Genomic DNA, 12,609 nt, shown 5'->3' on the forward strand with positions numbered 1-12,609 from the left:
GTTAAGCCCGGTGCTTACTGGCCCGCCCGCCCCAAGTGCCGGGCCGCTGCTTCCGATAAGTGCCTCAAGTTCACCAGGCGTAAATTCAATCAGGTACCGGTATTTTGAATCATTCGAGTAAATGCCCTCGGCATCGATTGATATCACCGGGCCGCCCGCCCCTGATTTGACATCGCCATCAATCAGCGGTCGATGGAAGATGGTTCGAGAAGTTCCTTCCCGTTTGGCAGGCCTGACCAGCATCCGCATTGCGTTACCCGTTATATCTGCTGTGCGCCGGGCGAAGCCTGCGAACATTTCGCAAAAGCCTGCCGCTCCACTATTGTTCCAGCTTGTTTGGCGCGACAGACCTTTGCGCCATCGTCTAGGACCTTAGACCTACCTGCTTGGGTGGGAGCCCCGCCAGCGCGCGTTTCCGCCGAGGCCGATGTCCTGGCGCGGCCAACGCGCCCCGCTCGTCCTAGCGCCCGCCTGTGGCCAGCCGCATGCATTTGAGGCCATGGATCGCGACAGGCCACTCCTGCTTCTCGAGCCATGGGCCGAAATGGCCGTGCGGCAGCGATGCCTTCTGGTGGAGCAGCCAGCGGCCGATCGCCAGCTTCTGCTCACCGGGCAGGTGCCCGCGGGGAATGGCTCGAGTGTCGGCCGGCTCGGGATCTGCCAGCGGCGCGACATTGCTCGGGGACAGAAGAGCAAGATTGGCACGGTGCACCTCTGCCTGCTCATCGTCCGGCAGCTTGTTGAACTGGCGCACCGTCATCCCGCAACCGATGGCAAAGACGGCGGTGTGGCGCTCCTCACCACGAAGGCGCCTCAGCCGCTGGCTTTGCCATTGGTTCGGGAGCCGAGCCCCGGAACTTCGATCAGCCGCCGATAAGGTCAGCTGGAGCGCGGGTTTCACTGCTGACTTTCACCAACTGATCAATGGTGATTTGCGCAGCCACGTATCCGTAGTGAGTTGCTGAACGACGAAATCCGCGACATCGGCTCGCGCGATCGTCCCGCCATGTACGCCCGAAAGGTCGGTCAACGCCTTTATGCGGCCGCTCGCCGGCCTGTCGTTGAGGACCATCGGTCGAACGATGGTCCAGTCGAGCGTGCTGCCGCGGATGGCGTCCTCCTGCCGATCCTTGTCTTCATAGACCTTGCGCAGCATCAGGGGCAGCAACAATTTGTCAAAGAAGAAGCCGCCATGGCCGCGGCTGTCGCCGGCGCCCAGGCCGGTGATGCTCACCAGACGACGGATGTTTTGCCGCTCCATGACGCCGACCAGCGCGCGCGTCGCCGTCGAAAGCATCGTCACCTCACGGAATGGGCTCATGGCGGTGCCCAACGAGCTGATAACGGCATCACAGCCTGCGATGGCGCGGGTCAGCGCGGTGGGATCGCGGGCGTCGCCTTCGACGAGCTCGGCGCCGGTGAGGTTCTCGGCCTTTGCCTTGGAGCGGACGAGGGCAACGACGTCATGTCCCTCTGCGAGAGCCTTGCTGACAATCAGCCGGCCCGTTGCGCCTGTGGCGCCCAATACCAGAATTTTCATATCAAACCTCCGAAGGTGTGTTGATGGACGGGGAAAAATCGATGAGACGCCGGCCGAGGAAGTCGCTGATGGCGTTCACGGACTGCTCGGCTGCGAAGAACTGGCCGAGAGAGGATTGGAACACGTGCGGCAGCCCTCCCAGACCGACAATGTGATCTCCACGCCGGCCGCCCGCGCCCGGTCGGCATAGCGGATGGCATCGGCGAGCAGCAATTCGTCGTCGCCGACATCGATGCAGATCGGCGGCAGGCCGCCGAGCCGCGCATAGAGCGGCGAGGCCTTGGAGTTGGTGGCATCCTGGCCTTGAAGGTACATTTCCGCAAAGCCCTGGAGCACGCCTCGCGTGAAGATCGGATCCGCCGCTGCCCTCGTCTCGACGCTGTCGCCGGTGAGCGCCAGGTCGGTCCAGGGCGACATCACCGCGGCCCCGACAGGTTGCATCGTGCCCTGCGTCTTGTCTGCAGCCAGGATCGACAGCAGTGCCAACGTCAAACCGCCACCGGCAGAGTCGCCTATAACCGCGATCCGTTCAGCACCGTCCGCAACGAGACCGCGATAGGCGGCGACCGCATCGTCGATCGCTGCCGGGAACGGATGCTCGGGCGCGCGCCGGTAGTCCGGGACGAAGGTATCGGCGCCAACGCGTGCGGCGATCTGGCCCGCGAAGTTGGTGAGCGCCTCGGCTGAGCCGAGCACATAGCCACCACCATGAATATAGAGCATGCGTGCACCCGGCCGTGGGTTCGGCAGCCGCAGCCAGAAGCCCGCAATTCCCCCGACCATCGCGGGCTCGACCCGCACATTCGCAGCGGCGGGTGTGGCGGCAAACATGGCGTCGAACATCGGCCGTGCCTTGGGCCCCATCGGCTCGCCCTTATGGGCCGAGGCGGCCTGTCGCATCGCGGCCACGACCGGAGCGTCTTCAGGCAAGAGGGGTTGAATCGTCGCCATCGTTCGGTCTCCTTGGTTGGGGGGAGGGGTGCAGGTTCAGCCCTTCGCCCACTGCGTTGCGGCATCCTTGGCAAAAGCGGCATAGGAGCGCGGGGCATGACCGAGAAGCTTGGTCAGGCGGGTAATGTCGTCCGCGGTCGCCACCGCGCCATCGCTCTGATACCGGCTGAACATCAGACGCAGATCGAGCGCGTGCCAGGCGGGCAGCATGGTCTTCGTGCGCTGCTCCATGACGATAAGATCATTGCCGCCGTACCGGACAGCGCGGCCGAGCGCTTGGCTCCAGATGGCGGCGATGCCTTCGCCGGTCAGGCTGTCCGGACCAACCAAAGCGTAAGTCTCGCGGCCGAGCGGCGTCGCTGCCTGCTCGCGGCGAACCAGCTCGATCGCGGCGGCCTCGCCAATGTCGCGGATATCGACCATCGAGATACCCTTCGCGCCGATCGGCGCGCCATAGACGCCGGCCTTCAGAAGCACGTCCTTCTGCCGAAGATCGTTCTGGATGAAGTAGGCGGGCCGCAGGATCGTCGCGGGCAGATCAAGCGCCTCGATCATCCGCTCGACCGTGTACTTGCCCGCGAAATGCGGAACGTCGGCATAGGGCGCGCCGCCGAACACCGAGAGATAGACGATACCCTTGACGCCGGCCTCGCGAGCCACCGTCAGCGCAAGCATGGCCTGGGTCAATTCGTCCGCAACATTCGGGGCGAGCAGGAACAATGTGCTGACGCCTTCCAGCGCGGATCGTAGCGAATCCGGATCGGCGAGATCACCGCGGACCGCCTTTACACCTGATGGCAGCTGCGCCGCCTCTGGGGAACGAGTCAAGGCGCGAACCTCGACGTCGCGCCCCTGCAGGTGGGCCAGGACTTGGGACCCGATGGTCCCGGTGCTGCCGGTTACCAAAATAGCCATTGTGAAAACTCCTTATGTTGTTTGTGCGTGTCGAGAGAAAGATACATGTTCCAATCCTGATTAGGAGATGGCATGTTCGAAACAACATGTCTCAAAATTGGAACACATCTCCTATGGATCTCGAAGCTCTCGCGGACTTCAACCTCGTTGCAACCCATGGCGGTTTCGGCCGAGCCGGTCGCCTCTCCGGGCGATCCAAGGCGACATTGTCGCGCCATGTGAGCGAACTCGAACACAGTCTTGGCGTGAGGCTGATCGAGCGTGGATCCCAAAGTCTGCGGCTGACAGACGAAGGGCGAGCGCTTCACGAGCGCACCGACGGACTGCTGTCGGAAATTGCGGAAGCGGGGGAGGCCATTGTGTTGGGTGCGTCCACCCCGAGAGGCAGGCTGCGGGTGAGCGCTCCCTTGGTTTTCGCCCATGTGGCACTTCCCAGGATCGGCGCTCGTTTTGCTCTCGCCTATCCCGAGGTCAAGCTTGAGATTGTTGCCGAGGATCGCAAGGTCGATCCGGTCGAGGATGGCTACGACCTTGTCATCCGGATTGACCCGTCACCGGATGAACGGCTCATCGGTCGCCGTTTTCTCAATGACGAGCGCCTGATTGTCGCCGCACCGGACATGCCGCACCCTCAGCCGGCGCCGGGCGGTGAACCGAGTCCCGTAAAGGCGGTCTTGCTGAGCGCCACATCGCTGAGCGTTGTTTGGCGCATGAAATCCGTTTCTGAGGACGAAGTCCTTCTCAAACCCGAGCCGATCCTGCGCTTCTCTTCTCTGTTGATGGTGCGCGAAGCCGTTCTCGCAGGTGGGGGCGCGGCGTTGCTTCCGAAGCTTCTTGTCGCGGACGATATCGAGGCGGGCCGGCTCGTTTGCTGGGGAACTCACGCCGGTCCGTCTGTCGAAATCTGGGCGCTCCAAAGCTCGCGACGCCTTGTCGGTGCCAAGGTTCGCGCTTTCTTGGATGTGATGGAGAGGGCTTTGCCGACCAAGGTTCTCATTGCCTAGTGCTGTCGAACTGCGATTGGGATCGCGGCGAGGTTCGCGGTTGCTTATGGACAAAGTAGGATACTAGGTTCGGTTGACCGCTGATGAAGTCGTTCCCGGTTCATCGCGCGACGACCATCAGTCCGGCACGGAACAGACCAGTTCGAGCGAACTTCTCCCTGTCGCGCGTTACAACCGTTTCGTGCGACCTGATTCGTCTCTGTAACCATCATGCAGCAGCGCGGCTGAAGCGGTTGATCATGAAATCGTCGAGCGGCGTTTCGCAACGGTCGGTCATGATGAGCTCGGCCATGGCATCTCCCACGCCCGGACCGAGCTGGAACCCATGTCCGCTGAAGCCGAAGGCGTGGAACAGGCCTGGCGTCGTCACCGAGCGTCCCATGATCGGCAGCATGTCTCTGACATAACCCTCGCAGCCGGACCAAGTGCGAATGACCGTAGCCTGCGCGATCGCCGGCAGCAGTCGCGCGACGGCGCGCAACTGCGTGGGCAGGCGCATTGGGTCGGTGGCCGCATGGCCTGGATCGAGGTTCACCGCTGCTCTTTCGGCCGCTCCGCCGAAGACGATGTTGCCCCGCTCGACCTGACGCAGATAGGCGCCATGGTCCTTGTTGCGCGTCCAGACGCCGACCACCGGCAAGATCTGATGCGGCAGCGGCTCGGTCACGCCCATCTGCGGGCCACGGGCGTCGAGCGGAACCGCTTCGCCGAACTGCGCGGCGATGCGCGCGCCCCAAGCACCAGCGGTGTTGAGCAGACACTCGGCGGCGAATGCACCTTTTGAACTGGCTACAAGGAAGCTGGAGCCTGTGTGCCGGATCGTCTCGACCTCAGTCGCCTCGGCGATTTCCGCGCCCAGCTTGCGGGCGGCCTCGGCGAATGCCGGTGCGATCAGCCTCGGATTGCCGCTGCCGTCCTGCGGCGAGAACGACGCCGCGATCGCCTCGGGACCGAGACCGGGAAAGCGGGCACGGATCTCGGGTGGGCCGAGCTCCTCGAGGTCCAGCCCCCAGGGCCGCGCCGCCTCGGCATAGGCCCGCATGTCGGCGAGGCTATCTTCATCGAAGATCAGCCGGATATGACCGGTAGCGCGGAATTCCACGTCGCGGCCAAGCATTTTTTCAGCCTCGACCCACAGCCTGAGCGAGCGATGGGCCAGCGGAAGCTGGGACAGATGACGCCCCGTGCGCCGAATGTTGCCGAAGGAGGCAACCGTTGCTCCTGCGCCGATCCGATTGCGCTCGATCAAGGTAACGCGCGCGCCGCGCCGGGCCAGGAAATAGGCAGAAGCCGTTCCCATCAGTCCGCCGCCCAGCACGATCACATCCATGGCGCGGCCTCTTGCAAAACAGCACTCTATCCTTTGACTGATCTTGTCCGCGCCGTGGCATTGCGTCAAAGATGGGTTTGGACAGAACCCATAAGCTTTACCTATGGAGTGGCAATGCGGGCCCGGCAGCTCGAAGTGTTCATCGCAGTCATGCGCGCGGGCACCGTGACCGCCGCGGCACGGATGCTGAACATCTCCCAGCCCGCTTTGAGCCAGATCCTGCTCCACACCGAAGACGAACTCGGCTTCACGCTGTTCGAGCGCGTTAAGGGCCGGCTGCGGCCGACCCCGGAGGCGCTCGAGATCTTCCCCGACGCCGAGCGGCTGTCGGCGGGGCTGGAGGGCTTGCGTCGCAAGACGACGGACCTGCGTCTGGGCCGGACGGGGCTGGTGCGGGTCGCGGCCTCGCCGCCGCCGGCCATGGCGATATTGCCGCGCGCGTTCACCAAATTCCGGGCCCAGCATCCCAACATAGTGTTGCGCGCTCATAGCGCGCCGATCGCCGCCATCGTCGACATGCTTCGCGCCGGCGACGCCAGTCTCGGCGTAGCCATGGACGACCGCCTGCCTCCTGACATCGAGGCGGAAGTGATCGGGAGCGTCGGTTTTGCTTGCCTGCTGCCCACCGGGCATGTGTTGGCCGGGAAAACCGAGCTGACACTCGCCGATCTCACAGGCGAGGAATTGATATTGTATCGCGGCAACACCCGTCCTGCCGACGAACTGGCCCACGCTGCACGCGCGCAAGGTATGACGCTTTCGCCGTCGCTCGAGATCGACGTATCCATCTCCGCGGTCGGTTTTGTCCAGGCCGGTCTGGGCATCGCCCTGGTCGACGCGCTGCTGCCTTGGCATCAGTTTGCCGGGCTTGCGGTCAGGCTGCTGACGGCAGGCCCGGAATTTCCGATTGCGCTGCTCACGTCTCGCACACGGGCACTTTCGCGGGCCGATGAGCTGATGCGCGACCAGATCCGCGCGGCCTGTTCCGCCGTGCTGGGTGAGCGTCGCTCGAAAGCATAAGCAAGGCTTATATCCTTGCTCATCATACGTCTTGGACCCTGGCCATCCTGTCGTGTCAGCTTTGGTTGGCAGACAGGAAGGGACGCATCATGGATGGTGCCATCGCGGCGGACGAGGCGCGGAACGAAGCCGACTGGAAGGTCGGCGTCGATATCGGCGGCACATTCATCGATTTCTGCGCGCTGGAGGCAAATTCTGGGCGCGTGGCCTCGCTGAAAGTTCTGACGACGCCAGAAGATCCGGGCGCCGAACTGATGACGGGCCTCACCCTTCTGGCCGAACGCGAAGGCTTTGATCCCAAACGCATGACGCGCTTCGTGCATGGGACAACGGTCGGCATCAACACCATCATCCAGCGCAAGGGCGCACCGCTGGCGCTGTTCACCAATGCCGGCTTCGAGGACGTCATCGAACTGGCGCGATTGCGAATGCCGGACATGTATTCGCTGTTTTGCTCGCGGCCGGACCCGCTGATCTCGCGCGACATGGTGTTCGGCATTACGGCCCGCATGCGCGCCGACGGAAGTGAATCCCAGGCACCAGACATGGCGGTGGTGGCCAGCGCGGTGGCCGCGGCGAAAGCGGATGGGGCGCAGGGGATCATCGTCTCCTTCCTCCATTCCTGGCGCAATGCCGCGCAGGAGGCTGCCGTCAAGGCGACGATCGCGCGTCTCGCTCCCGACCTCTTCGTCTTCTCTTCGGCCGAGGTGTGGCCAGTCATTCGTGAATACGAGCGCAGCTCCACCGCCATTCTCAACGGCTATGTCCATCCGCGTGTCTCTGGCTATCTGACGGCGCTGGAAGAGCGGCTGAGGGACCGAGGCGTGCCGGCCCGCCCCATGCTGACGAAATCGAACGGCGGGCTGATGAACGCTGCCGAAGGCAAGCACGCCTGCGTCAACATGCTGCTGTCGGGAACGGCTTCCGGCGTCATCGGCGCCTCGTGGCTGGCGCGCCAGGCAGGCGAAGACAGGATCCTTACCCTCGACATCGGCGGCACCTCGGCCGACTTCGCGCTCATCATCGACGGCGAGCCGCAGTTCGGCACCGGCGAACTGATCGGCGAATTTCCGCTCCATATCCCCTCCGTCTCGGTGAGCTCGATCGGCGTCGGCGGCGGTTCGATCGCCAGTGTCGATGCGCAAGGTGTGCTGCGGGTGGGGCCGGAGTCGGCCGGCTCGACGCCAGGACCGGCATGCTACGACCGTGGCGGCGAGCGGGCGACGGTGACGGACGCCATGGTGGTGTGCGGATGGCTCGGTCACACCGAGATGGCCTATGGCCAGCTCAGCATCGATACCGGACTGGCGCAGCGCGCGGTCGGCGAGCTTGCCGCCCGGCTTGGCCGCCCGGTCGAGCAGACCGCGCAGGCGATCGTCGACATCGCGGTGTCGGAGATGTTCGTCGAGGTCGAGAAACTCGCCTCGCGCGCCGGCGTCGACTTGCGCGATTTCACGCTGATGCCCTTTGGCGGCGGCGGCCCGATGCTCGGCGCGTTTCTTGCTCGCGAACTCGGGATGAAACGTGTCATGGCGCCCCGCCGCCCCGGCGTGGTGTCGGCGCTTGGCGGGCTGGTGGCCGATCTGCGCGGCGATTTCATTCGCACCATCTTCAGCCCGTTATCGGGCACATCGCTCCCCGCAATCCGCGAGGCGTTCGAGACCCTCGCGCAAGAGGGCCGTGATTGGCTGGTGGCGCAGGGGCACAACGCGGCCGCGCAACTCAATCTCTCCTGCGAAATGCGCTATATCGGGCAGAGCTATGAAATCGAGGTCGTCCTTTCGCCGGAATGGCTGGCCGACGGCAACGCGGCTGCCATCGCGGACGCCTTCCACCTCACCCATCAACGGCTCTACGATTTCCACGACCCGGATGGCACGATCGAACTTGTGAATGTCCGGCTCTCCGCCGTAGGCGCGGGGCCGAAACTCTCCTTCCCGGAGATCGACGTGATCGCCGCCCCGGCCATTCCGGCGCGCCGGCTCCCGGTCTATACGGGCGTGAGTGTCGAGACCATCGACCTCCACAACCGGCACACCCTCGCTCCGGGCAGCACGTTCAGCGGGCCTGCCGTGGTCGTACAGGAAGACACCACCTTTGCCATTCCCGCGGGCGCGCAGGCAAGCGTCGACCGCCATCTCAACCTTCTGCTCACCTTCCCGGAGTGATGCCTTTGTTTGACCGGACAAACCTTCAGGTTCTGGCTAACCATGCCCGCGCGGCCGCCGAGAACATGGCCCACACGCTGCACCGCACCGCGCACTCCGCCTTCGTCAAGGAGACGCAGGACTTCACCGTGATGCTGATGGACTGTTCGGGGGCAACCTTCGCCGTCCCGATGGAACTCGGCGCCACCTGGTACCCAGGGCTTTCGTATCGCCGCGCCATTGCAATGGTGGACGACTACCGGCCGGGGGATGTTGCCTTCACCAACGATCCCTATTCCGGCTATGTCGCCACCCACGCGCCGGACACGCATCTGTGGAAGCCGGTCTTCGTCGACGGCGAGATCGTCGCCTGGACCGGAGGGCACATCCATAACACCGACATGGGCGGGGCGGTGCCGGCTTCGCTCAGCCGGGCGCTGACCGAAATCCATCAGGAAGGCATCCGCTTTCCGCCGATGAAGCTGGTGAACGAGGGCGTCTTCGACGAGATGATCCTGCGGATCATGACCACCAATGTACGCAAGCCCGACCTCAACATCGGTGACATCAAGGCGCTGGTCGGCGCGCTCAACACCGGCGAGCGCAAGATCCAGGCGATGGTGAGGAAGTTCGGCAAGGCCGGCTTCATCGAAGGTGTCGCCGCGCTTCTCGACCATGCCGAAGCGCAGGCGCGCGACGTGCTGCGCTCCATGCCTGACGGCACGTGGGAATTCGCGGACTATGCCGACGAGGATTCGGTCGAGGCCAATCCCTGCCGGCTGAAGCTGACGCTGACGATCAAGGGCGACGAGGCGGTACTCGATTTCACCGGCTCCGATCCACAGCTAGGCTCTTCGCTGAACGTGCCTTCAGGCAGCGACCCGCGACACACCATGCTGCTGGTGGGCGTCTATTACGTACTCTACACGCTCAATCCGAAGATCCTGCTCAATACGGGCCTCACCCGGCCGTTTACCTGCATCGCCCCCACGGGTTCGGTGCTGAACCCGGTATTCCCCGCTGCTGTAGGCATGCGCTCGCTCACCTGCGCCCGGTTGCGGTCGGTCATCTTCGGCGCCTTTTCGCAAGCGATGCCGGAGCGCCTGCCCGCGGCTCCTGCCGGCAACAACTGCATCGTCAACGTCATGACCACGGACGAGCGCACCAGCCGCACCGTCATCGCGGCGGTGAACCCCGTGGTGGGTGGCGGCGGCGCGATGCCGCATCGCGACGGGACCAACGGATCGGGCGCCGATGCCGCCTATCTCAAGAACACGCCGATCGAGATCACCGAGACCGAGATCCCGGTCGAATTCGTGAGATACGGGCTCGCCAGGGACAGCGGCGGGGAGGGCCGCTGGCGCGGCGGGCTGGCGACCGAGATGGCGTTCCGCGTCTTTGCCCCCGATTCCAGGATTACGGCGCGCAATCGCGACCGCAGCTTCTTTCGTCCCTGGGGCGTGCTGGGCGGCAAGGCGGCCGGTCTGTCTGACATGGTCGTCAACCCGGGGACCGAGCACGAGCGGCGGCTGGGCAACATCGACACGGCGGTGCTGCAGCCTGGCGACGTGCTCGATATCCGCTCGGCCGGAGGCGGCGGGCGCGGCGATCCGCACGAGCGCGAGCCCTGGCGGGTCGCGCAGGATGTGCGGCGCGGCTATGTGTCACCGATCGTTGCCGAGCGCGACTATGGTGTCGTCATCCGCGATGGCGAGGTCGATGAGCTGGCGACGGATAGGCTGCGCGCGGGGCACAAGCCGGCCGCCGGTCATTTTCATTTCGGTCCGGAGCGGGAAGGCTACGAAGCGCAGTGGACTTCGGCGGCCTATGATCGGCTCACCGCCATATTAAGGGACCTGCCGATCCATTGGCGGTTCTTCGCCAAGACCGAGATCTTCCGTCGGATGAAGGGGCGCTCCGGGCCGGAAGGCGTCCAGGCGGCGTTCGATGCGGTCTGCAAACGGTTCCCCGAACTGCCCCGTCCTCGCCCCGTGCAAGAGGCCGCGGAATGATCACCGCCGGCCGCATCGTCCGGCTGGCCGAGCGCGACCGGGCGCAGCTGCATTTCTTTCTCGACGGTGAGATGCGCGACGCGCTTGCGGGCGACACCGCGCTGACCGCCATGCTGGCATCAGGGCAGGCCTTGCGAAAGTCGGAGTTCGGACCCGAGGCGCGGGCCGGGTTCTGCCTGATGGGGGCCTGCCAGGATTGCTGGGTATGGCAGGACGAGGGGCCGCGCCTGCGGGCGTGCTCGACACTTGTCACCGAAGGCATGCGGTTGCGCACAACGCCACCGGAGAGCTGGCCGTGAACGAGACGTTATCGCCACGGATCGTGATCGTGGGCGCCGGTCCTGCCGGCATAAGGGCCGCCGCGGCCGTGGTCGAAGCCGGGCTCAACCCGCTGGTGATCGACGAAGGCCAGCGCGCTGGCGGGCAAATCTATCGCCGCCCGCCTGACGGGTTCACCCGCCCCGCGAAGCAGCTGTACGGATCGGAGGTGAAGAAGGCGGGCGCACTGCACGCCCTCTTAGACCGGTTGGCCGAAGAGGGACGGCTCACCCATTGCGCGGCGAGCTCGGTCATCGCCGCCCATGAGGGTCGGCTGCACGTGCTGGGGGAGGGCGGCGTGCAGGTGATCTGCTATGACCGGCTGATCCTTGCGACCGGCGCGTCCGACCGTGTCGCGCCGGTCCCCGGCTGGCAGAGCGCCGGCGTCTACAGCCTTGGCGCGGCGCAGATCGCGCTCAAGGTGCAAGGCGTGGCGCTGGGGCGGCGGATCGTGTTGATTGGATCGGGGCCTTTGCTGACGCTGGTCGGCGCCCAACTTGCAAAGGCTGGGGCGGACGTGGCGGCGGTGCTGGATACCTCCTCCTGGCGACAGCAGATGCGGGGGTTTTGGGGACTGGCCGCACGGCCGGTTGCCGCGCTGCGCGGCCTGGTTCTGCGGGCGCGGCTCCGCGGCCGCTACCATGCGGGGGTGACGCTCGAACGGATCGAGGCCGACGGGAGGGGTGTCACAGCGATGCGCTGGCGCGACGCCGGCGGAAGGCAGCGCCTCACTCCATGCGACATGATCGGCATGGGCTGGCACCTGCGGGCGGAGACGCATCTGGCCGACCTCGCGGGATGCGACTTCACCTATGACGAGCAGTGGCGGCAATGGCTGCCAAAGACCGACCGGATGGGTCGCGCCGGCAACAGCGTCTATCTGGCGGGCGATGGGGTTCGTCTTCTGGGAGCGGACGGCGCGGAGATCGCTGGGCATCTTGCGGCTGCCGCATGCCTTGCCGATCTCGGATTTCCGACGCCCGCCACCAGCACCGATTTGCGCAAGCTGGCGCGGCTCGAGCGCTTTGCCCGTGGTCTGGTTCGCGCCTTTCCCTGGCCGGCCGCGATGGTGCGGGCACTCCCCGACGAGGTGGTCGTCTGCCGTTGCGAAAACGTGACCGCCGCGGCCGTGCGCCAGAGCTCCGATTTCGGCGGCAGCGAAGCCAACAGGGTCAAAGCGCTGTCGCGCGTCGGCATGGGACGATGCCAGGGGCGCTATTGTCAGTTGGCCGCCGTCGAACTCATCGCGGCGCAGACCGGCTGCACGCCTGGCGCTGTCGGCCGGTTTCGCGGGCAGGCGCCTGTCCGCCCGGCGCCTGTCGGTGCCTTTCTGCAGGACGGCTCATGGCGTCGCGGAGACCATGTCTAGATG

12 protein-coding genes are annotated in these 12,609 nt (G+C 65.2%); 6 read left to right on the forward strand and 6 right to left on the reverse strand.

The window, feature by feature from the left end; translation table 11 throughout:
• The 5 genes from LB577_RS29205 to LB577_RS29225 all read right to left on the reverse strand — a co-directional run.
• Positions 1-249 (reverse strand): hypothetical protein (locus LB577_RS29205; RefSeq protein ID WP_224689928.1); only part of this gene is annotated, 249 nt, incomplete at its 3' end.
• Positions 250-460: 211 nt separating this feature from the next.
• Positions 461-760, reverse strand: a complete 300-nt coding sequence (locus LB577_RS29210; protein ID WP_224689929.1) for a DUF3102 domain-containing protein — start codon at positions 758-760, stop codon at positions 461-463.
• A gap of 150 nt (positions 761-910) precedes the next feature.
• Positions 911-1,540 (reverse strand): SDR family oxidoreductase, encoded by a 630-nt coding sequence (locus tag LB577_RS29215; protein ID WP_224689930.1) that lies wholly within the window; start codon positions 1,538-1,540, stop codon positions 911-913.
• Between the two features lie 75 nt (positions 1,541-1,615).
• On the reverse strand, positions 1,616-2,491 hold the full coding sequence (locus LB577_RS29220) for an alpha/beta hydrolase (protein ID WP_224689931.1): 876 nt from the start codon (positions 2,489-2,491) through the stop codon (positions 1,616-1,618).
• Positions 2,492-2,527: 36 nt separating this feature from the next.
• Positions 2,528-3,406: an NmrA/HSCARG family protein gene (locus tag LB577_RS29225; RefSeq protein ID WP_224689932.1), complete on the reverse strand. Its 879-nt coding sequence runs from the start codon at positions 3,404-3,406 to the stop codon at positions 2,528-2,530.
• Positions 3,407-3,519: 113 nt separating this feature from the next.
• Between LB577_RS29225 and LB577_RS29230 the strand changes: the two genes are divergently transcribed.
• Positions 3,520-4,410 carry a LysR family transcriptional regulator gene (locus tag LB577_RS29230; RefSeq protein ID WP_224689933.1) on the forward strand — a complete coding sequence of 297 codons (891 nt, stop codon included), beginning with the start codon at positions 3,520-3,522 and terminating at the stop codon, positions 4,408-4,410.
• Between the two features lie 208 nt (positions 4,411-4,618).
• Here the strand turns inward: LB577_RS29230 and LB577_RS29235 are convergent, their stop codons facing one another.
• Complete coding sequence (locus LB577_RS29235) at positions 4,619-5,740, reverse strand: NAD(P)/FAD-dependent oxidoreductase (protein WP_224689934.1); 1,122 nt, start codon at positions 5,738-5,740, stop codon at positions 4,619-4,621.
• A 114-nt stretch (positions 5,741-5,854) separates the two neighbouring features.
• Between LB577_RS29235 and LB577_RS29240 the strand changes: the two genes are divergently transcribed.
• The 5 genes from LB577_RS29240 to LB577_RS29260 all read left to right on the forward strand — a co-directional run bounded on the left by LB577_RS29240 (position 5,855) and on the right by LB577_RS29260 (position 12,606).
• A complete protein-coding gene (locus LB577_RS29240) occupies positions 5,855-6,760 on the forward strand; it encodes a LysR family transcriptional regulator (protein WP_224689935.1) in 906 nt (301 codons plus the stop codon).
• An 89-nt stretch (positions 6,761-6,849) separates the two neighbouring features.
• Positions 6,850-8,928: a hydantoinase/oxoprolinase family protein gene (locus LB577_RS29245; RefSeq protein WP_224689936.1), complete on the forward strand. Its 2,079-nt coding sequence runs from the start codon at positions 6,850-6,852 to the stop codon at positions 8,926-8,928.
• A gap of 5 nt (positions 8,929-8,933) precedes the next feature.
• A complete protein-coding gene (locus LB577_RS29250) occupies positions 8,934-10,919 on the forward strand; it encodes a hydantoinase B/oxoprolinase family protein (RefSeq protein WP_318013564.1) in 1,986 nt (661 codons plus the stop codon).
• Positions 10,916-11,218 carry a (2Fe-2S)-binding protein gene (locus tag LB577_RS29255; protein WP_224689938.1) on the forward strand — a complete coding sequence of 101 codons (303 nt, stop codon included), beginning with the start codon at positions 10,916-10,918 and terminating at the stop codon, positions 11,216-11,218. The genes LB577_RS29250 and LB577_RS29255 overlap by 4 nt, the downstream gene beginning before the upstream one ends.
• On the forward strand, positions 11,215-12,606 hold the full coding sequence (locus LB577_RS29260; RefSeq protein ID WP_224689939.1) for an NAD(P)/FAD-dependent oxidoreductase: 1,392 nt from the start codon (positions 11,215-11,217) through the stop codon (positions 12,604-12,606). The genes LB577_RS29255 and LB577_RS29260 overlap by 4 nt, the downstream gene beginning before the upstream one ends.
• Positions 12,607-12,609: the final 3 nt, after the last annotated feature.

The organism is Mesorhizobium sp. B283B1A (genome assembly GCF_020165735.1).
In the GTDB taxonomy this organism is placed as follows: domain Bacteria; phylum Pseudomonadota; class Alphaproteobacteria; order Rhizobiales; family Rhizobiaceae; genus Mesorhizobium; species Mesorhizobium opportunistum.